The organism is Prevotella sp. khp1 (assembly GCF_900102205.1).
GTDB classification, from domain to species: domain Bacteria; phylum Bacteroidota; class Bacteroidia; order Bacteroidales; family Bacteroidaceae; genus Prevotella; species Prevotella ruminicola.
Map to the genome: position 1 here is coordinate 791,079 of NZ_FNJZ01000001.1, position 20,013 is coordinate 811,091.

Here is a 20,013-nt window from a genome sequence, read left to right on the forward strand (position 1 = left end):
CACAAAATCGAACTTTGTAATGCGAATTATGAAGATAGAAAGGGAAATCATCAACCGGTTTAAAGCATGGATAGAGGCTCTAGACAGGAAGCCCATCCTGCTAAACATTCCCTGAAAAAGCCAGAACGCAGCATTTTTTTATCTTTTTATTGTATGATTTTTGCCCAAAAACTTGGTGTTTCAGATTATTTGGTTATTTTATAAACAGCGATTGCTGCCAATGCAGCAACCGCCATTATTTAGTAGTTTATTTTCAACACAAAATTTTTTTCATCAAAACACCCTCGCTATTAATATAACTTAGATTTTGGACGCTTAATACATCTGTGCACCTCATCTGTAGCACGTTGACTTCGAGAACAATACGCGACGGAGCAGCCCCCGACATCCTGAAATCTGCAAAATGACCCACTCTGGTTAACTACTGCATCACAACCTTTACAGTATTATTTCCGATACGGATTATTGCAATTTCGCCACCACGGATGTTAGTTGCTATAGAGGAATATCCCCCATGAGCAATTTCCTTCCCAACCATAACACCTGCAGTTGTGTAAATGCTAACGGTTTCTCCATCATCAACACCCGATACATTAATAATACCATCATGGCTCTGTATTAGAATGGCATTTCCTCTAACACTAGCAATGTTATTCGTCATTCCTTCGGTTTTTGGCTCAGTATCAAGCCAACATAGCGTCGCCGTAGCAACGTCACTATTCTCATAACCACTTGCGGTCGCGTAGACGCTGACAATATAAGTTGCCGTTAGTTGTACCTCATTACCGCTGAAAAAAGATATATCAGTATCAGTTATCGTAGATTGGCATTTCGCATTGGGGGTGGTGCATGAAAAAGTGAGTTTCCCATTAGCATAACTAATGGTAGGTTTCTCGCATTTATTTTTGTTATCGTCGATATTGGGTGTACCTTGTCCTTTCCACATCTTTTCTTTTTCCATTTCTTCTATAGAAAAGAATTGTTTCCAAACTTCTTTTGATTGGTAAGTTGATTTCGAACCCAATGGTACATAGAGTTTTGTATTAGCATATATTGCTCCTGTTAGTTCCATAATTGTGGGTGGATTGTCTGCTAAACAATAAATAGCTTTCAACTTGTTAGTTTGAGAATAGTAAACTGCACGAAATGGGACCATAGTGACGTTTGAACCAATAGATATTATTTCTGTACTGAGAATACTTAAATCAAGATAGTCTATTTTTGCTAACCCGCCATCAAAGTGATGACCAAAGTTTCTTCCTATATAAAAATACTTAGGTGCTATTTCTTCTTTATAATTAGAAAAATTTTTATTACCCAGCGGGGCTCCGTATTCACCTAATTCTAGGTCAGCTTCTCCGTCTTCAAATATAATTGTTTCAATTCCTGTACAGCCATAAAAGGCTTGGTCTTCTATTCTTGTAACACTATTAGGTATTATTAAAGTCTTGAGGGATGTGCACCCGCTAAATGCACCAACGCCAATTTTACCTAATGTATTAGGAAAGTCTATTGAATGGAGATTTATACATCCGTGAAAAGCATAATCGTTGATTGATGTAATTGATGACGGAAGTTTTATTGTTTTAAGTTCCCCACAACCATTAAAAGCATCTCCTCCTATTGCAATTACGTCCATTGTTTTTCCATTGAACGTTACAGTAGTAGGAATTGTAATATCTCCTTTGTAACTGTTGTCACCACTAGTTACATACGCACTTTGGTTAGTGGCATCATATCCATAATAAATGCCATCTACTTCAAAGTCATAAGCGTGCGATTTAATGCTCGCAAATAAAATAAGCAATAATAGGCTTGCTGTTTTTTGTCCTTTCTTCATACGTCTAATACAATTTAAGATGATAATACTTCAATTGTTTATATCGTTCATTATTTGATCTACTTCTGATAAAATGTTCCTCATGGTCTCAAATTTGTTTATACATTGGCGACTACGAAGATACATAAGTTCCCTATTCAAAGAATTATGTCCATCCATGATTGCGTTCATTGTATTGGTTGGCCATTCCATGTTGCACGCTATTTCGTAAAAACGTGATGACAATTCTTCAAATAAACCTATATTAGGTGGATAATCATTATGATTTGCACCAAATCTTTCTCCATTTACAATTTCTTTGATTCGGCAATGTATCCGAGATAGCTCTTTTCTCTTAATCTCATCCATATTTGCTATTTTATAACTATTTTTTCATATTACGAATTCATGTATCTTGGTTTACTACAGTACTATTCCCCTACATAATTATTTTCTAGGTGCATCATAATATTCGGGAGAAGGGCTATGAGAAGAACAACTTTTCTGTTCGTTGATGACGCACAAAAGCATAAATGCTCCCACAAGTAAAATGATTGCACAAAAGCCATCACTCCACAGTTCCACCAATGCCGAAACCTAATATGAAGAATACAATAGATAAGAGAACCTTCTGTTTCATACTCGTTTGTTTTAGGTTTGTACTACTTCAACAAGTTGCACAAGCCCATAGATACGGAACGAGCGCAGACTCGTCATATTCTCAGCCAGGCTCACCACAAGCCCCAATACTACTATGACAGAAGTCTACGCTCAAGCGTAGCTTCAATTGTAGTATTGGTTTGCTCTATTATTCTCTATCGAGGTGGTGATTCGGCTGAGAAAATCGAGCAATATGTCTTGCAGTCCTTTCGGATTGCTGCTGCAAATATACTAAAAGAATTCGATAAAGAGAAGATTTTTCTATTTTTTCTTTAAAAAAAGGACTAAATAATATATAGCATCACCGAATTTCTCGACAATTCTAAACAGTCGTAAAGATATCGATGCCATCACGTTCTATTTGTTCGCGGAAGAATGGACGCAGATTGTCATGATCCTGAATCAGATCGACTTTGCATCCTAAGAGTTCCTCCAAATACTGGGCAGCCAAAATGTAATTAAAAAATTTGGCTGGCATAACCACGAATAAGTCAATATCGCTACCATCGCGATGATCACCACGAGCCACTGAACCAAAAAGTCGCATGCTTACTATTCCGAACTGCTGCTGCAACTCAGACTGATGCTCTCGTAACAGAGCTATGTACTCTTGCGACGTTTTCATTCCTCTGTGTAAAGTTTGTCTTTCTCGAAGGTGATGCGCAATCTCAAAAATTGATTATTTCAAAACAATCATATTCGAAATCCGTCTTGTTCCTCCTTGTCTTAACTCAGGGGTGTTGATACGAATGTCGCAATCCACGACGAAAATAGCGTCAGACTTGTTGGAACGGATTACATTTTCGTCATGCATGTCGCTGAGGTAAATATCAGGTGTAGCATAGGTCCAGTTGCGAGGATTTTTTAGTTCAAAGCCCATCTGACGCATATAGTCAGCAATCTCTTCATCGCTCACTGGCTGACCATCGATGAAGGGTTGCTCAACGATAATCTTAAACTCCCCGTTCTTGTCGCGTCCAAAGCCAAGAACTGTCAGTCGAGTCTCAGGGAAATAGGTATTATGGAGTGTTATGCGGTCGAGGGCAAAGATGGGCTGGATAAAATAATCAAGGCCAATGGATTTTATCAGTGTAGAGCCATGATCATAAACTTTAGCCTCACCACCCTCTGCAATCTGTTCGCCAAGAACCTTGGGCAACTGCTCATCAACACTTTCTGTCCAGACTCCAACAGCTTTTGCCCATCGCTCTATTACACTTTCTTGCTGCGCTCCAAGTTGGCACTCTCTTTGGTAGTCGCTGAGTGCTGACGAATCCTGGCTATCTGAGCCAATTTCTGCTCCCGCGAGCAGGGATGCAATGACATTTGTAGCACCTCCCGCTGCGCAGCCATGCTGTTCCTGCGGTGAAAATCGTTGATAAACCAACCGTCCGCTAATAAATTGTTCTGCATAACTATCAAGTTTTTGCAGGCCTTCAGACGTAAAGCCCTCTGCAATTATGTTGTGGATGGAAGTCCAAAAGTCTGCATTGTTCATAATTAATTCCGATTTTGCTGCAAATATACAACTATTTTTCGAAACAACCAAAATATCGCTACTATTTTTCCAAGTCTGACATTTTACTCTTCACTATAGTTTTTATCTTTCTCGAAGGTGATGCCTTCGTAGAGTTCTTGGTGGCCTTCGTAGCTCTGGGGGAGGAAGTGGAGGCGGACACCACGGATGTGCTTTTTGGCTTTGAAATCTTTGAGGTTGTCAACCTTTTCGCTTTCGATTTCGAGCTTCATCATGCCCCAGTCCTCTAAGCGCACACGATCGCCCTCACGTAAATGATTGTTTACCACCTCGGCTACACTCGTCATGACTGCTAATACATTAGATGTATGCGTACCCATACGCTGGGCTACCTCTTTAATAAGTTGGCGACTCTCGACAGTATGGTAATGCACAGCTACTGCCTTGTACTTACCAAAAGTGGGCAACGTTGGTTTGGTTTCTTTCTTTAATCTATATTTCATAAGTAATACGTTTTTAGTGCTGCAAAAATACACATTTTCTAGAGAATAAACAAAATAATCGATGAAAATATTAATATTTTTGAATGCGGCAGAGAAATTACAATATATAAATATGCAATAAGCCTACATGCCTACATATTTTTGCCTTAAACACCTATTATACAATATGTTACACAGATTACAGCCTACATAAAGCCCCACAAAAGCCTACATAAAGCCTACATACAGCCTACATGTTTTTGCCGTTTACCCACGTACTAACAGATATTGTTTGCCTGGTTAGCAGCTTTTATCCTTAATACTCGTTACAAAATTCTCTAGAGAATTTTGCTACCGCCTAGGCACTCAGCAATGTTTAGTAAGGCACTTAGCCGAAAATTCTCTAGAGAATTTCACTACATCCTTTATGGAGAAATATTGCGAGTACATTAATAAGTATGTTTTCGCTAGGCAGGAAGTAGCTTTTTGTGCCTTAAAAAGTTACTTTTGGGATGTCGAAAAGCTACTTTTCGGTCGAATTTATGTAGGCTTTATGTAGGCTTTTGTGGTACTTTATGTAGGCTTGAAAACGCACAAAACCATCTGTACATGCGGTTTTTGAGCGATTTTATGTAGGCATGTAGGCTATATAGCAAAATTTTTTCTAAAAATGTAATTAATTCTCGAATATTTGTAGTACCTTTGGGGGCGATTTTATCATAAACAAATAACTAATAAACATAAATATGAAGATTACATTACTTAAAAAAGAAGGCCGTAAAGAGGTTATTAACCGTGTAGAGTTGGCTGAGATGGCCTCAGCCATCAAGAATGGTATGATTGAGAATACTGTGCGCCAAACACGCGAGGTATATCATTTGATGAATCCACACAGACTGGGCGACGGACAGATTACCACACAAATAGAGGGTGGCATTAAACTGCCACGCATCTGCTTTGTGGCCGACTACCAGAATCGCAAAGGCGATTGGCGCATGCTGGCCTATAACGGATTGGTAGTACTGGAGGTGAACGACCTGCAGACCTACGAAGAGGCTGTAGAAATAAGAGAGTTGGCCAAGAAACTGCCTGAAACTTTGATGTGCTTTCTGGGTGGATCGGGCCGAAGCGTGAAAATCGTCTGCCGAGGCGAGCTGTTTGAAGGTGGATTGCCTACAGGCGAACAGAACATCCGTCAGTTCCATCTTAATCTGTATAACACAGCCAGACAAGCCTATCAGAACCAGTTTGGATTCGACATCCAGTTTTTGGAGCCACGATTGGATCGCACCGTTTACATGAGTGCCGACCCAGAGATGGGCTATAATGCTGATGCTCGTCCGTTTTACGCCGACACCAATGAGCACACCCTACCCCAGCCTGTAACCATCAGTAGGGATGAAGATCATCTGATGCCAGGTCGCACCGTTACGCGAACCTATCATCTTAACTGGACCTTTATCGTCGAAACCATCATGGGGCGCTATTTTGATTTGCCCGATGAGAATAAAGAGGCAGAACTGCTAATGCAGATAGCTGCCCGATGTCTGGATGAGGGTATCCCTCAGGCGCATGCCAAAGGGCTAACGATGCTGCACCCAGTGCTGAATCGCGACAAGATGCTGGTTGAGAAGATTTTCCAGACCGTTTATAGCGTGACCGAACAGGAGGATTATCGCGAAAAGCATAAGATTAAGCCCTTGAAGAGTGTGCCCGAAGATACTATCCAGGCGATGAAGACTGAGATATTCCTGAACTCGAACTTCGACATGCGTAAGAACCTGCTAACAGGTGTGGCCGAGTATCGCGAGAAGTTTAGCAACGACCAGCGATTCAAGCCTCTTACCGAAGAGGTGCGTAACGATATGACGCTGAGAGCCACCGAGTTAGGACTGAAAGCATGGGACAGAAACGTGAACCGTTTTATCGACTCGACCCGTATTGAGCAGTTCGACCCCATCAATACCTGGCTTGATCAGTTGCCCAAATGGGACGGGCATGATTACATAGCCGAACTGGCAGCCCGTGTACCCACCTCGCAGCCACATTGGCCAAAGTACCTGAGATATTGGCTGATGGGAATGGTAGGACAATGGCGCGAAAGTGACAAACAGTTGACTGGAAATGCACTCACGCCGCTATTGATTGGTCGCCAGGGATGTGGTAAAACGCGATTCTGCAAAATCATCCTGCCACCCGAACTGCGCGATTACTACAACGACAAGCTGAACTTCAAGAACGAGTTCGACCTGAACATAGCCCTTACCAGCTTTGCCCTCATCAACATTGATGAGTTTGATAAGACCACCTCGTCGCAGCAGATTGTACTGAAGTACCTATTGTCGTCGAGCGACGTAAAGTTCCGTCCACCATACGGCAAAACCATCAAGTTGTATCGTCGCTACACCTCGTTCATCGGCACTACCAATCAGATGAAACCACTGGTTGACCCAACAGGAAGCCGCCGTTTTGTATGCGTAGGTGTAGAGGGCAACATCGACTTCAGCGACACGCTGAACCACGAGCAGCTATTCGCCCAGGCCCTATACCTATTTAACAAAGGTGAGCGCTTCTGGCTGAACGATGACGAGATTAAGCAGCTGATGGCCGAGAACGAGCCGTTCCAGAAACTGAACGACTTGGTAGAAATGATTGGCGAAACCTTCCGCCGCCCCAAGGAAACAGAGCAAGGCAAGTGGTGGAGTCTGGGCGATATCAGTCAGGTGCTGGCCACGCGCTATGCCAACTTCGACCCAGAAACGCCATTCCAGAAGATAGGCAACGCCCTGAACGATGTTCAGTTCAATTTTAAGAGCAAACGCAAAACCAACCACATGGAATACTGGTTGATTGAGAAATAAAACACATGCTGTAATGGTGCAATGAAATGCTGATTAGTAGTCATGAATCTGAGCCCGAATCTGAGAGGCAAAGTAAAAGGCAACCAACATTGAAGTGAAATCAACTATCGGCTGCACCCACATGCAGCCAAACAAAGGCCATAGCGCATTCATGACAATGAGCAGGGGAATATCGACAACACCTTTTCGCAAGATACTGCAGATAAGGGCCTCTCGTGAACGCTCCATAGCTTGAAAGAGCGTGATGGAGGGATAGCACACCGCCATGAATGGCATGGCTACTACCTGTATCCGGAGAAAAGGTACAATATATGATACCGTGAGCGATTCCTGTGTGAACAGCATGGCCAATTGGTATGCCCAAATTTCAAAGACAGCGAAGCACAGCATGGCAAATCCGAACGAAATGATACAGCCACACTTGAACACGTGATTGCGCCGGACAACGTTACCCGACGAGTGGTTGTAGGCAAGTAGTGGCAAGATGCCTTGAGAAAGTCCGATGGTAAAGTAAAGCGGCAGATAGTCGAGCCGTTTCACAATGCCAAGGGCTGCTGTTGCCTCAGTGTTATATTGGGCAACAAAGTGCGTCAGGGCTGCTACAGCAACCACCGTCAGCATATACTGTATAGATGATGGGAAACCAACCTTGGAAATGCTGCCTATATAATGTCTGGTATAGCGCAGAAGCTGTGGTGCAAAGGTCAACACGCCAGTCTCTCGGCGACGCCAGATGACGACAAGCAGCCACAATACCGAAACCATGTTTGATACTGCCGTGGCGATACCTGCACCAACAATACCCATATTACCCATGCTCGGCAGCATGAGCAGAGGATCGAGCAAGCAATTCAATATACCTCCTGCCGAGATGCCGATGGAAGCCTGGAGTGCCATGCCCTCTGCTCTGACCAGATTGGCAAGCACGAGATTCATGATGACCGGTATGCCGCCGATGGTAATCACCCAGAACGCATACTCCTTGGCGGGGGCAAGAGTTCGTTCGTTGGCACCGATGAGGCTCAGTAGTATGTCGCTATACAACGGAAAGGACAAACAGCATACCAATGCCAGTATCATACCCATCCAGAAGGTGATCGATGCCACACGTTGCGCCCCTGTATAATCGTGCTTGCCCAGATGATTTGCAAACTGACTTCCGCCGCCAACTCCAGGCAGGTTACCGATGGCGGTCAGCATCAGATAGAGGGGCAGTACAATAGTAGCCGCCGCCACCAGTTCCGGCTTGTTCAGACGTGCCAGGAAAAAAGTGTCGGCCCAGTTGTAAAGAAGCACTATCAGTTGAGCCACAATGGCTGGGATACTCTGAGCTAGTACAGCCCTTGCAACAGGCATTCGCTCAAAGACTTCTATGTCAACCTTATAGGAGCGCATTCTGATAGCTATACATGTTCATTATACACTCCCAGCAGTCCAGCCTGTTCCACCCGCTGCCTGATGGCTTCGATGTCGGTGGTGTATAGCTGCTTTTCCTTCATGCGGTTGAAGTAGTTTCCACCCGAGAAGGTAAAGCGCTCCATGGTGTCGTGCCTTTCCTTGATAGCACTGTTAGCCGCTGCAATGAGGTCGCCTACGGCAAGAGTCTGCGGCAGTGTCAGCAAGGGCTTGGCGGCAGCCAGTCGTGCAGCATTGTGACCAGCCAAGGTTCCTGTGGTAATGGCCTCTGTGTGACCTATAAACAGACCACTTTTCTCGCCAGCGCAAAGCAGGTTGCTGATACCATCCACAGTCATAGCATTTGAGCGGTAGGCTACTGAGAGGTAACGTATGGAGTTGCCCTTGCTGCCAGCACATGGATCTACGTAACGGGCATTTTCCATGCCGGGCAGCCGCCTCAACTTCTCGACGGGATAGTAGCTGGTCATGAGCTTGGCGTCGCCAGTATCGAGTAGGATCATATTCTCAGAGAAATCCTTGATGGCATATTGTTTACAGGCCTTTATCTTCAGTTTGTCGTAGTTGATCTCCTCCTTAGGAAGTGGTATCAAGGCTACACCTTTGCTGTTCAATTCTTCCTGCAGCGCTTCCGAAAGACTCTCTTTCGAAACCTTGCACGATCCAGAGAACACACCGAACATGTCGGGCTGGCGTTCGCCCTGATAATCCTGGCCTCCACAGCGCTCAGTGATACTGATGCGCGGACCAAAGGCTGGGCAGCGCAGCACGCACATGCAGCAACCATTGCCATATTTCAAGCAGTTACCCATTGGTCCGGCACTGCCTGTAGTTTCAATGAAGACATCACCTTCGAAAAGGTCGCCAGAGTCGGCATAGACACCTTTCAACTGATTGTTATCACACACTACATCGCAGATGTGTGTAGAACAGTGAACATCAATACCCATTTCCAGAACCAGTCTACGAACATGCGCCTCGATGGTGTTGACGGGATAGAGTGTGGCGTGATGATGACCTGGGAACTCCACATTGCGGTGCAACGCAATACGGTCAATCAACTGGAACAGTTCGCCACCTCCCAGCGCAATCATCTCTTCGGTAGCCGTGAACCTACCGTTGTTACGCATGATTCCACCTGCATTGCCACATCCCAGCAACATATCTGTTTTCTCTATCAGACAAACCTCGGCGCCAGCTTTTCTTGCAGCTATCGCAGCGGCTGTACCAGCCCATCCGCCTCCTATGATAATAACTCTCATATAACGTTTATTTTATTTTTACTTGTTCTTTACAATGATGAATCACCCGTTTGTCGGCAGTTGTTTCTGTGCATGCGCCGCACACACCTTCGCCGCAACACATCCTGGCATTGTTACAGGCCGAAAGCTTTACATGACGGTTGCCGATATAATGCAGATAGGCGGCCACCTGGTGTATCACATATTCCGAAGCACCGACATGAATCAGGCTGCCGCCATCGGCCACGAACCGTCTGATAACGTGCTTAGCAGGTGTGCTGAGCTCACCATCGTCATCAAGCAGAATCAAAGGCTTAAATGGGAGTTCAAACAGATCGAGCTGGAACTTCAGGATAGAAGGTGAGAAATTTCCTTCGTCAACATACAATTCTGTTTCGTTGTGCCTGGATTGAAGATATCTGACTGCGGATACCGATGGCAATAAACCAATGCCCTTGGTCAGTATCAGGCAGCGATTCGATTGTTGCGCTTCCAGATGCTGCAATCCTAACAGGCCGTTGTTGAACGGGCCGCGTAGCAGTAGCGTGTCACCCTCGGCCAAGTCCTTGAACTGGTTCGTCTTGACACCACGAAAAAGAAGCGTCATTCCGATGCTGCCCACCATCATCTCCTCAAATTGTACGGAGATGGGGACATCGTACCAGGAAGCCGCATCTTTACGGCGTACAAACACAAAGCCGCCCGGACGTTTCACCTCCCTCTCTAATGATATAGGAACCTTCACCCTTAAAAATACCAAGCCGTCGTAATGAATCACCGATATCACCTCGCATTCATACGTTAACCTACCGGGTTTTGCCTTCCCACCATTTCTGAGCAGTTCCTGCTTGATGCAGATACCACCACTGGCCTTACAGTCGCAAAAGGCCTTGCCATTGACCTGACTGCAAACTACACAACCACCCGTCACCGCCAAAATACATGGGCAGAAACGGCTGCCATAATCAGCACATAAACCGTTTATAATCACAAGTTTTCAATCTTTCAGTTAATAGATGCTGCAAATATAAAAAGAAATATCTGAATTTGGATCAATCCGATTGTTAATAATTATTAACGTGCAATTAGTTCTACTGGTTAAAGGAAAAAAAATAAAGAGCCCTCACGAGGGTGAGGCCCCTCTGGCGTAACATAGTGGAGCTGGAGGGAGTCGAACCCTCGTCCGCACAAGGAAACCATACGCTTTCTACACGCTTATCTTGGCCTTCATTTTCGAGCTGCGGCAAGACCCAAGCCACCAACCGCAACCTTATCTCCTAAAATTTCACCGCTACATCGGAGCCTGCAACGACTATTTCCGATTTAACCTGCGCCGCTTGATCTTTGGATTCGGAACAACATCCTCGGAGCGACGTCTCGTTCCTCTACCTTGTAAAGGAATAAAGCCAGTAATCTACTATACTTCGATTAGGCAGCGAGAGCATACTCATTGTTGCCAATTAAATTTTCCTTGACTCAGATTATGGAGGGAACCAAAGAAGCCTCCGCGTGCTTACGTACCATTTCATCTCGCCGTCAAATCCAGTCAACCCCAAGACGTAAATGTCGTAATTTCGAATCGCTCACTAGCTATTCGGCTGCAAAGATAGCACTTTTTCTGCTACAAACCATGTTTTTAAGCAAAAAATTAGTATTTTTGTAGCCGATTTCTATAATAATAAGGTGTAAGAAACGTTTTATAAGATATATGAAGACCCGTTTTTATATAGCCATTTGCGCGGCTATGGTGATGGCAAGCTGCTCGACGCCACGCAATTTCAACTATCTGCAGGACCTACAGAACGGTCAGCAGACGGATATCACCATCGACGGAACCATTAAACTGCAACCTAACGATCAGCTAACGGTGATTGTAAAGAGCAAGGACCCGCTGATGAGCAACCTGTTTAACAAGAGTCTGGCCACCCAGATTACCCAAGGTAACGCTGCAGGCAATCCCTATATTGCCCCCTATACCGTAAGTCCGCAAGGCACGATTGATTTCCCAGTCATTGGCGAGATACATGTGGGTGGACTGACCAGATATGAGGCCGAACAGACCATCAAACGCGAGCTGCAGAAGGAGCAGCTGAAGGATGCCAACGTAACTGTGGAGCTGCAGAACATGACCTACACAGTAACTGGCGAAGTAAAGGAACCGGGTGTTTACAAGATTGAGAAAGATCAGATAACACTACTGGAGGCGCTGGGCAAGGCTGGCGACCTGTCGCAGTATGGTAAGCGCGACTCGGTGATGGTCATCAGAACCGATGGCGGCAAACGTAAAACCTACGTATTGAGCCTTACCGACGGACAGAAGCTGTTAAACTCGGAGGCCTTTAACATCCACCAGAACGATATTATCTACGTAAAAGCCAATAACGTAAGAGCACGCCAGTCGACTGCCAACGGCAACGAGACACGTAACGCATCGTTCTGGCTGTCGATTGTATCGGTGCTCACCACCGTAGCCGTATTCCTATTTAAATAATCAAGCTGATATGGACTTAAAAACATACATAAACGAATGTAAGAAACACTGGCGATGGTTTGCAGCCACGCTTGCAACCACATTGGTAGCTGCAATCCTGTTCCTGCTGATGTTCGCCCCACGATATGAGCGTAGCGCCACTGTACTTATCAAGGACGAGAACGGTGGTGGCGGCTTGTTGTCATCGATGTCAGCCAGCATGGGTATGCTGGCCGGAATGGCAGGCATCAACATCGCATCGAACGTCAGCAATGAGATGGAAATCATGTCGTCGCCTGCCCTACTGATGGAAGTAATCAACCGCTTAGGTCTGGACACACGCTATGCCGCTTACGACGGGCTGATGAAATGCGACCTTTGGGAGGAAACGCTGCCAGTAAAGCTCACCTTCCCAAAGCTGACAGACAAAGACGGCGCCTACCTGAAGATGGACCTGCGAAAGGACGGAACATTTACGCTTTACAAGATGCGTAAGAACAAGGAAAAACTGAGCGGCGAGGTAGAAGGCAAGGTAAACACCGTATGCCAAACGCCTATCGGACCTGTTAGCGTGATTGCCACCAAATACTTTAAACAGGTGATGGACGAGAAGGGCGAAATGACCATCCGCATTACCAAAGAAAAGAAATACGATCAGGTGGAGCGCTGCATGGAGCAGTTGGATATCGACCTGACCGACGATCAGACCAGCATCATCCACATAGGCTATCGCGACCAGATAGCCGAGCGCGCCGAACTGATTATCAGCACACTGATAAATGTGTATCAGGAGGCTTGGATGAACGACAAGAAGAATGCTGCCGACATCTCTACCCAGTTTATTAACGAGCGCATCAAGGACATTGAGCAGGAGTTGAGCGGACTGGATAAGGATATCGCTCAGTTCAGAGGTAGCAACCTGATGCCCGACTACGAGGAGGCCGCCAAGATGTTTATGACCAATGCCAGCTTGACCTACGAACAGCAGGTAAAGGTTAACAACCAGTTGTATATGATGGAGCAGATGCGCAATCAGGTTAACCACACCGAAGGAACGAACCAGGTATTGCCAGCCAATCTGCTACCCGACAACGAGAATGTAGCCAAGCAGATTAACGAATACAACAAGCTGCAACTGCAACGCAACCAGATGGCCGAGAACAGTAGCGATAACAACCCGCTGGTAAAGGATCTGGATGTACAGCTTGGCAGTATGCGCAAGGCTATTGTAAACTCGTTGGATCATGGTGTGGCCCAGTTACGTGCAAGTCAGAAGGCTGTGAATCGTGAAGATCAGAAACTGAAACAGCAGATATCAGCAGCCCCATCGGCTGTAACAAAAGTTCTACCAGCCGAGCGCCAGCATAAAATCATCGAGGCCCTTTACATCTACCTCTTAGAGAAGCGCGAGGAGAACAGTCTTACCCAGGTGTACAACTCGCAGAATCTGCGCATCGTATCGCCCCCAATGGGACAACTTAAGCCTGTATTCCCCAAGAAAGGCATCACGTTGTTGATGGCCTTATTGCTCGGCATAGCACTACCTGCCATCTGGTTCTGTTTGAAGCTAAATGTAAAAAGCATCTTGAAAGAGCAATAAAGTAAGAAGGCAATGGTGTTGGTTTTCCTATATTTTGCCCTGTTTTTGATAGTACATTTAGTGGCAAAGCAGTTTAAAACCGCTGGAGCAGCCCGACTGTTTCAGTTGGTTTCATGCTTTATCCTGCTATTTGGCATATTCGGATTCAGAGACATCACGGTACTTAACGACACCTCGCATTACTATGGTTTCTACTACCTGAAAGCCCATTTGTTGAGCTACAAGACAGAGCCTGTTATCACCTTTCATCTGCTGGACAAATTTGAGTATGGATTCCAGATACTCATCCACCTGCTGGTACAATATGTATCGAAGAATCCCTATACCATCATCATCTTTTCGAGTCTGGTGATTACCATCGGCGAACTATGGGTTATCGATAAGTATGCAAAGGACATTGCCAAGGTATGCTTTTACATGCTGGTGGCCAGTTTGTTTTTTACTCATTACTGCGTTATCCGACAAGCCTTTGCACTCATATTCTTCTATGTGGCATTCGGCTATCTGGAGAAGGGTAAAACCGGCAAGTACTGCCTATTGATACTACTGGCGGGCATGTTCCACTATTCAGCCCTTGTACTCCTGATATTCCCAATTGTTATCCGCATAAAACCATCCAAAAGAAATGCTGTTATTGCAATAGGTTCAACATTGCTGTTAGCAGTTTTCCTGTTCGAGATTCTGTCGTTATTAGGATTACGCGATCATCCATACTATCAGAATGCAGTACAGAAAGGTGCATTGTCGATGATAGGTTTGGTTGACTTGCTGTTTATGTGTATTTTCCTTGCGCTATGTCTCTGGGCCAAAAAGCTCAACCAAGCCGCCTCTATGAGTCCCATTTACTTCTGGGTATTCCTTACGGCCTTTTGCGTTTGCCTGTTGGCACCAGTCATCTACCCAATCTCGCGCATCAACGAATACATGTGGCCCTTCATGATATTCCAACTCCTCCGATATATCGATCCTGCAGCAATGCGCCAACCATGCGTACAACCTAACAACAAGGCTAACAGCTTACTCCGCATCATGGTTATAACGCTATTTGCCATCAAGCTGATTGGCATTAACACCATCCGACCGGAGTGGTTGCATGTTGACGATTATCAGTTCTACGATTTCTCGAAAACGTATCACACCTACAATCTGTATCCACAAGAATGATAGATAGCATCAAAGAAAGATATCAGCAGATAAAGGCCTCGGATATTGCCCAGAGAATGAGGAGCGGAGCCTTTTGGTCGTTCACAGGAACGGCCTTAGGCAAGTTTCTGGTTTTTCTGAGCGGCATACTGTGCGCTCGCATTCTTGGTAAAGAGCAGTTTGGACAGCTGGGCATGGTGCGTTCAACACTTGGCATGTTCATCATTCTTGGAGCAGGCGGAATTGGCGTAACAGCAACCAGATACATAGCGGCATTCAGAAAAGAACAGCAAGCCCATGCAGCCTCTATCTATCGCATGTCGTTTCTTTTCTCATTAACGCTGGGCATCGCCATCACAGCTCTCGCACTTGCTACTTCACAGTTTCTGTCGGCCGACTACCTGAGAGCCCCAGAACTCACCAAGCCATTACTTATAGGTAGTGTGATACTGCTGCTATCGATATTAAACAGTTCGGAGAATGGCACACTGGCTGGCCTCGAAGATTTCAAATCAATAGCCATCAACACGCTGATAGGTAGCTTTTTCGAGGCCGCCTGTATGGTTGTTGGTGCCTATTTCTATCAGTTAGAAGGTGCAGTAGCAGGTTTTGCAATAGGTGTTCTATGTTTGTATATCGCCAACAAGCTGTCGGCCATCAAAGCACTCAATAAAGCTGGCATATCGGCTTACGTGAAAAGTGTTTATAAGGAAGACTGGGCCCTGATATTCAGCTACAGCATCCCCGCCACCCTATCGGCACTCACAGTTACCCCCGTTTTCTGGTTGGTTCGCTCTATGTTGGTAAGAGCCAGTAATTATGGAGAATTAGGTATCTTTGAGGCTGCCGACCAATGGAAGGTGCTGCTGCTGTTTGTGCCAGGTGCTATCTGTCAGATTGTACTTCCAATCATGTCGAGTATTACCGATTATCATACATTCCGCAGGGCCCTTATTGGCAACCTGGCCTTGATTGGTGGCATTGCTGCTCTACTGGCCTGTGCATCGTGGTTTGTGGCACCGATACTGATGCCGCTCTATGGCAGAACATTTACCGATACTGCCACCCTAACAGCATTGGCATTCTCAACCATCCCCACTGCGCTTGCACAGATTCTGGAGATGACACTTTATAGCAGAGAAAAGATGTGGACCAGCTTTGGCTTTAACATCGTTTGGGGCATCTCGACAGTAGCGATAGCCTATCTGTTTCTCGAGAACCAACAAGGTGCCTTTGGTATTGCAATGGCCATACTCCTAGCATATATACTTAAGCTGCTATGTATGGGTAGCTATCTGTCGGTTATCACGAAAGGAGGCAAGCCATGATTACGTTCAGCATCATCATACCAACCTATAATCAGTTGCCTTTGCTGAAGCGGGCACTTGAGTCGGTTCTGCACCAACAGGATGCAGACTATGAGGTGATTGTAACTGATGACTCGGATAACGAAGAGATTGCCACATATATTCAATCAATTGATAATCAGTCAGTTAAATACTTTCATCACAAATCTACTGGAAGTGCAGCAGATAATTGGAACTTTGGATTATCCAAGGCAGAAGGGCAGTATGTGATAGTGATGCACCACGACGAAGCAATGGCAAGCAGTAATCACTTAAGCCTGATGGCTCAGGCCTTGACTGATGCCGATGTGGCGATTGCCGACGTAGAGGTGATGAATGGTGGCAAGCAAAGTAGCAGATGGCTCTCCCACCTTACCAGAAAGTTATGTTGCAAGCATCCCGAATGGCTATTCCTACAGAATGCCATCGGACCTACTGCCTGTATCGCTTTTAAGCGCGATCAGCTTCAGTCATTCAATCCAAATTTGAAATGGTTGGTGGATATAGAGTGGTACTATCGCCTGCTGAAAGGTAAGCGTGTATCCATCTGCAAAGGCTGCAAGGTACAATCAACCCACGGACATGCAGGACAGATTAGCCAGCAACTGGATATTATGCAGGCATTCAGTCAAGATAAAGCCATTATCTGTCAGACTCATGGCAACGATGTACGCCTGATGCTATGGCTATATGAGCACTTGATATTAGGAACCAAACGATTATTACGACGGATATGAGGATAGTAAAAGTGTTAGGTGGTCTGGGCAATCAGATGTTTCAGTTTGCTCTTTACAAGGCGCTGCAAAAGCAGTACCCTGAGGAGCGCATGCTGTTAGACCTGCATTGCTTTAACGGCTATCACAAGCATCGCGGTTTTGAGATAGACAGCGTGTTTGGTGTTACCTACGAAAAGGCCACTTTGAAAGAAGTAGCCAGTCTGGCCTATCCCTACCCTAACTACCAATGCTGGCGGATAGGTAGCAGAATTCTTCCTGTACGCAAAACCATGCTGAAGGAGGAGCCCAACTTTACGTTAGAGCCCTCAGCACTCAGCCTACCTGATAGTACTTATTACGATGGTTACTGGCAGCACGAGGAGTATTTCAAGCATATCCGCGAGGAAATACTTAGCACATACACTTTCCCCGCATTCGACGACGAACGCAATAAAACAACTGCGCAGCTGGCTTCAAGCACTAACAGCTGTAGCATACACATCCGTCGTGGCGACTATCTGACCGACCCTTTACGTAAAGGCACTACCAATGGTAACTACGTGATTGCCGCCATCAAAAAAATGCAACAAGAGGTTAAGCCCGAAAAATGGCTGGTATTTTCTGACGACATCGCCTGGTGCCAACAGCATCTGGCCTCAACACTCGACGCCACAAACACCATCTATATAAATTGGAACACAGGCGCTAACAGCATTCACGATATGCACCTGATGGCACTCTGCAGGCATCATATTATCGCCAACTCATCCTTTTCGTGGTGGGGCGCATGGCTCAGTCAACAGGCTGGCATAACCATCGCACCATCTAACTGGATGAACTTAAAGGATGTATGTTCACCAGTGCCTGATAATTGGATAAAAATATGAATAAGATATCTGTTCTCATATCAGTATATAGCAAGGAACAGCCTGCGTATCTGCAGCAAAGCCTTGACAGCATCTTCGCCCAGACGATGCCGCCTGACGAGGTGGTGCTGGTAGAAGACGGACCACTGACAGAGCCACTCTTGGCGGTGATAGCATCATTCGTCCAACAGCATCAGGAACTCCACATCGTAAAACTACCCACGAATGTAGGCTTAGGCCTTGCGCTGAACGAGGGATTGAAACATTGCCATAACCATCTGGTGGCACGTATGGACTCGGATGACATCATGAAACCTGAACGTTTGGCTAAGCAAGCTGCCTATCTTGAGCAGCACCCCGAGACAGCTATCGTGGGTTCGTGGACAGAGGAATTCAGAGGTAGCATTAACGAGCTATGCACCATTCGTAAGGTGCCCGAGACTCACCAGCAACTGGTGGCTTTTAGCAAGCGCCGCAATCCTATGAACCACCCTACTGTGATGTTCCGCAAACAAGCAGTTGAAGCTGCCGGCAACTACAGACACTGTCTGCTTTTTGAGGATTACGACCTTTGGGTAAGAATGATGAGCCAAGGTGCACACTTCCACAATCTGCAAGAGTCGCTACTCTATTTCCGAGTGTCGAACGACTTCTTTAAACGTCGTGGAGGCTGGGCTTATATCCGTCAGGAAATCAGATTCCAGCAGTCGCTACACCAAATGGGACATATCGGCTATGCCACCATGATACAGAACATCATGATGCGTACCCTATTAAGAATGATACCCAACAAATGGCGACAAAAAAGCTATCTTTTCTTGCTGCGGAAATAATAAATTGAGAGATTTTACGTTATATATTAAGATTAAGGAACTAAATAATATTGGATGGAGCAACACTACTCGTACATATATGATGGAATGAACGCCTTTGAGAAAGAAGTCAAGCGATGGATTGATTTCTTTTTCGCAGGTATATGTCTGATTGTATTCTCACCATTGTTTTTAGCTTGTTATATTGCTATCAAGCGCGACCACGATGGTCCAGTGATTTTCAAACAAGAACGTATAGGCCGATTCGGACGACCGTTTACTATCTATAAGTTTCGCAGCATGACGGTTAACGCCGAATCCAAGGGTCCACAACTGTGTAGTGAGCACAGAGACAAGCGCCTTACCAAAACAGGTAAGTTTCTGCGCGAGCATCATCTCGACGAACTGCCTCAGCTATGGAATATCTTCATAGGCGATATGGCCTTTATCGGTCCGCGTCCTGAACGAAAATTCTATATCGACCAGATTATCCAGCACGATCCACGCTACACATATCTTTATCAGATACGTCCAGGTATCACATCGATGGCCACACTCTATAATGGTTATACCGATACGATGGAGAAAATGCTGAAACGATTAGAGATGGACCTCGACTACCTGAAGCATCGCTCATGGTGGCTCGATGGCAAGATTCTGTGTCTTACCTTCCTCAAGATAGCCTTTGGCAAGAAGTTCTAAAACTTTCTGAACTCCAGATGTGTGGTGTTATTATCAAGCACCATTCTGCTACTGGTCAACTCTGAGATGCGAAACTCGGTACTGGTATTGCTAATGCCATAAGGTATGAGCATATCAGCATCCTTGAGGGCGACATCGTCGGAGTCGCGATCCACTCTGTAAGGATCCGACAGCTTCAGTTTATCACCTTCGCGAGTAAAACTCATCACAATATCCTGATGCACTTTTTTCACATCACGCAGTTCCAGAATATGTCCCTGAAAAGCCCAAGTGATGCCTGGCGAAGAACTCATCTGCCAAAAGCCATCAAGATGTCCGTTGGCCGAATCTTCTTTATCACAACTGGTCAGCAACAAGGTTACACCTATTATAATATATAATAAACGCTTCATCTTTACAAAC

The 20,013-nt window shown here is 45.4% G+C and carries 18 protein-coding genes and 1 other RNA gene; 9 read left to right on the forward strand and 10 right to left on the reverse strand.

Annotation, left to right across the window (positions count from 1 at the left end):
- Positions 1-421: 421 nt before the first annotated feature.
- The 5 genes from BLR73_RS03420 to BLR73_RS03445 all read right to left on the reverse strand — a co-directional run bounded on the left by BLR73_RS03420 (position 422) and on the right by BLR73_RS03445 (position 4,459).
- A complete protein-coding gene (locus BLR73_RS03420; protein ID WP_091858956.1) occupies positions 422-1,840 on the reverse strand; it encodes a leucine-rich repeat domain-containing protein in 1,419 nt (472 codons plus the stop codon).
- A gap of 30 nt (positions 1,841-1,870) precedes the next feature.
- Positions 1,871-2,188: a hypothetical protein gene (locus tag BLR73_RS03425; protein ID WP_091858959.1), complete on the reverse strand. Its 318-nt coding sequence runs from the start codon at positions 2,186-2,188 to the stop codon at positions 1,871-1,873.
- Between the two features lie 613 nt (positions 2,189-2,801).
- The gene (locus BLR73_RS03435; protein WP_091858965.1) at positions 2,802-3,104 is read right to left on the reverse strand and encodes a nucleotidyltransferase family protein; all 303 of its coding nucleotides are present in this window, start codon (positions 3,102-3,104) and stop codon (positions 2,802-2,804) included.
- A 54-nt stretch (positions 3,105-3,158) separates the two neighbouring features.
- Positions 3,159-3,977: a putative polyvalent protein kinase domain-containing protein gene (locus BLR73_RS03440; protein WP_074762287.1), complete on the reverse strand. Its 819-nt coding sequence runs from the start codon at positions 3,975-3,977 to the stop codon at positions 3,159-3,161.
- 83 nt (positions 3,978-4,060) lie between these two features.
- Positions 4,061-4,459 (reverse strand): HU family DNA-binding protein, encoded by a 399-nt coding sequence (locus tag BLR73_RS03445; RefSeq protein WP_091858968.1) that lies wholly within the window; start codon positions 4,457-4,459, stop codon positions 4,061-4,063.
- Between the two features lie 725 nt (positions 4,460-5,184).
- On the opposite strand from BLR73_RS03445, the gene BLR73_RS03450 reads away from it, so the two are divergent.
- Entirely contained in the window at positions 5,185-7,299 is a 2,115-nt protein-coding gene (locus BLR73_RS03450; RefSeq protein ID WP_091858970.1) for a virulence-associated E family protein, read from the forward strand.
- A gap of 33 nt (positions 7,300-7,332) precedes the next feature.
- Here BLR73_RS03450 and BLR73_RS03455 read toward each other — a convergent pair whose 3' ends face one another.
- From BLR73_RS03455 to ssrA, 4 genes are all read right to left on the reverse strand, one after another.
- Positions 7,333-8,610, reverse strand: a complete 1,278-nt coding sequence (locus tag BLR73_RS03455) for an MATE family efflux transporter (protein WP_233456422.1) — start codon at positions 8,608-8,610, stop codon at positions 7,333-7,335.
- A gap of 92 nt (positions 8,611-8,702) precedes the next feature.
- Entirely contained in the window at positions 8,703-9,977 is a 1,275-nt protein-coding gene (locus BLR73_RS03460; protein ID WP_091858977.1) for an FAD-dependent oxidoreductase, read from the reverse strand.
- Between the two features lie 7 nt (positions 9,978-9,984).
- The gene (locus tag BLR73_RS03465; RefSeq protein WP_091858980.1) at positions 9,985-10,947 is read right to left on the reverse strand and encodes a sulfide/dihydroorotate dehydrogenase-like FAD/NAD-binding protein; all 963 of its coding nucleotides are present in this window, start codon (positions 10,945-10,947) and stop codon (positions 9,985-9,987) included.
- Positions 10,948-11,109: 162 nt separating this feature from the next.
- Positions 11,110-11,510, reverse strand: a transfer-messenger RNA (tmRNA) gene (gene ssrA / locus BLR73_RS03470).
- A gap of 154 nt (positions 11,511-11,664) precedes the next feature.
- On the opposite strand from ssrA, the gene BLR73_RS03475 reads away from it, so the two are divergent.
- The 8 genes from BLR73_RS03475 to BLR73_RS03510 are packed head-to-tail and all read left to right on the forward strand — an operon-like array spanning position 11,665 to position 19,611.
- Entirely contained in the window at positions 11,665-12,447 is a 783-nt protein-coding gene (locus tag BLR73_RS03475; protein WP_233456421.1) for a polysaccharide biosynthesis/export family protein, read from the forward strand.
- Between the two features lie 10 nt (positions 12,448-12,457).
- On the forward strand, positions 12,458-14,026 hold the full coding sequence (locus BLR73_RS03480) for a GumC family protein (protein ID WP_091858983.1): 1,569 nt from the start codon (positions 12,458-12,460) through the stop codon (positions 14,024-14,026).
- Positions 14,027-14,086: 60 nt separating this feature from the next.
- On the forward strand, positions 14,087-15,190 hold the full coding sequence (locus BLR73_RS03485; RefSeq protein WP_233456420.1) for an EpsG family protein: 1,104 nt from the start codon (positions 14,087-14,089) through the stop codon (positions 15,188-15,190).
- Positions 15,187-16,497 carry an oligosaccharide flippase family protein gene (locus BLR73_RS03490; RefSeq protein ID WP_091858989.1) on the forward strand — a complete coding sequence of 437 codons (1,311 nt, stop codon included), beginning with the start codon at positions 15,187-15,189 and terminating at the stop codon, positions 16,495-16,497. Before BLR73_RS03485 ends, BLR73_RS03490 begins: the two co-directional genes overlap by 4 nt.
- A complete protein-coding gene (locus BLR73_RS03495) occupies positions 16,494-17,252 on the forward strand; it encodes a glycosyltransferase family 2 protein (RefSeq protein WP_091858992.1) in 759 nt (252 codons plus the stop codon). The genes BLR73_RS03490 and BLR73_RS03495 overlap by 4 nt, the downstream gene beginning before the upstream one ends.
- Positions 17,249-18,118, forward strand: coding sequence for an alpha-1,2-fucosyltransferase (locus tag BLR73_RS03500; RefSeq protein ID WP_091858994.1), 870 nt, complete (start codon positions 17,249-17,251; stop codon positions 18,116-18,118). The genes BLR73_RS03495 and BLR73_RS03500 overlap by 4 nt, the downstream gene beginning before the upstream one ends.
- The gene (locus BLR73_RS03505) at positions 18,115-18,930 is read left to right on the forward strand and encodes a glycosyltransferase (protein WP_091858997.1); all 816 of its coding nucleotides are present in this window, start codon (positions 18,115-18,117) and stop codon (positions 18,928-18,930) included. Before BLR73_RS03500 ends, BLR73_RS03505 begins: the two co-directional genes overlap by 4 nt.
- 54 nt (positions 18,931-18,984) lie before the next feature.
- A complete protein-coding gene (locus BLR73_RS03510; protein ID WP_013063779.1) occupies positions 18,985-19,611 on the forward strand; it encodes a sugar transferase in 627 nt (208 codons plus the stop codon).
- On the opposite strand, the gene BLR73_RS03515 is transcribed toward BLR73_RS03510, so the two are convergent.
- The gene (locus BLR73_RS03515; RefSeq protein ID WP_013064896.1) at positions 19,608-20,003 is read right to left on the reverse strand and encodes a lipocalin-like domain-containing protein; all 396 of its coding nucleotides are present in this window, start codon (positions 20,001-20,003) and stop codon (positions 19,608-19,610) included. The genes BLR73_RS03510 and BLR73_RS03515 overlap by 4 nt on opposite strands.
- Between the last annotated feature and the right edge of the window lie 10 nt (positions 20,004-20,013).

What these genes read in the sequence shown, in the direction of transcription:
- BLR73_RS03420 (WP_091858956.1), bottom strand. Translation starts at nt 1,840, where the DNA reads ATGAAGAAAGGACAAAAAACAGCAAGCCTATTATTGCTTATTTTATTT.
- BLR73_RS03425 (WP_091858959.1), bottom strand. Translation starts at nt 2,188, where the DNA reads ATGGATGAGATTAAGAGAAAAGAGCTATCTCGGATACATTGCCGAATC.
- BLR73_RS03435 (WP_091858965.1), bottom strand. Translation starts at nt 3,104, where the DNA reads ATGAAAACGTCGCAAGAGTACATAGCTCTGTTACGAGAGCATCAGTCT.
- BLR73_RS03440 (WP_074762287.1), bottom strand. Translation starts at nt 3,977, where the DNA reads ATGAACAATGCAGACTTTTGGACTTCCATCCACAACATAATTGCAGAG.
- BLR73_RS03445 (WP_091858968.1), bottom strand. Translation starts at nt 4,459, where the DNA reads ATGAAATATAGATTAAAGAAAGAAACCAAACCAACGTTGCCCACTTTT.
- BLR73_RS03450 (WP_091858970.1), top strand. Translation starts at nt 5,185, where the DNA reads ATGAAGATTACATTACTTAAAAAAGAAGGCCGTAAAGAGGTTATTAAC.
- BLR73_RS03460 (WP_091858977.1), bottom strand. Translation starts at nt 9,977, where the DNA reads ATGAGAGTTATTATCATAGGAGGCGGATGGGCTGGTACAGCCGCTGCG.
- BLR73_RS03475 (WP_233456421.1), top strand. Translation starts at nt 11,665, where the DNA reads ATGAAGACCCGTTTTTATATAGCCATTTGCGCGGCTATGGTGATGGCA.
- BLR73_RS03480 (WP_091858983.1), top strand. Translation starts at nt 12,458, where the DNA reads ATGGACTTAAAAACATACATAAACGAATGTAAGAAACACTGGCGATGG.
- BLR73_RS03490 (WP_091858989.1), top strand. Translation starts at nt 15,187, where the DNA reads ATGATAGATAGCATCAAAGAAAGATATCAGCAGATAAAGGCCTCGGAT.
- BLR73_RS03495 (WP_091858992.1), top strand. Translation starts at nt 16,494, where the DNA reads ATGATTACGTTCAGCATCATCATACCAACCTATAATCAGTTGCCTTTG.
- BLR73_RS03500 (WP_091858994.1), top strand. Translation starts at nt 17,249, where the DNA reads ATGAGGATAGTAAAAGTGTTAGGTGGTCTGGGCAATCAGATGTTTCAG.
- BLR73_RS03505 (WP_091858997.1), top strand. Translation starts at nt 18,115, where the DNA reads ATGAATAAGATATCTGTTCTCATATCAGTATATAGCAAGGAACAGCCT.
- BLR73_RS03510 (WP_013063779.1), top strand. Translation starts at nt 18,985, where the DNA reads ATGGAGCAACACTACTCGTACATATATGATGGAATGAACGCCTTTGAG.
- BLR73_RS03515 (WP_013064896.1), bottom strand. Translation starts at nt 20,003, where the DNA reads ATGAAGCGTTTATTATATATTATAATAGGTGTAACCTTGTTGCTGACC.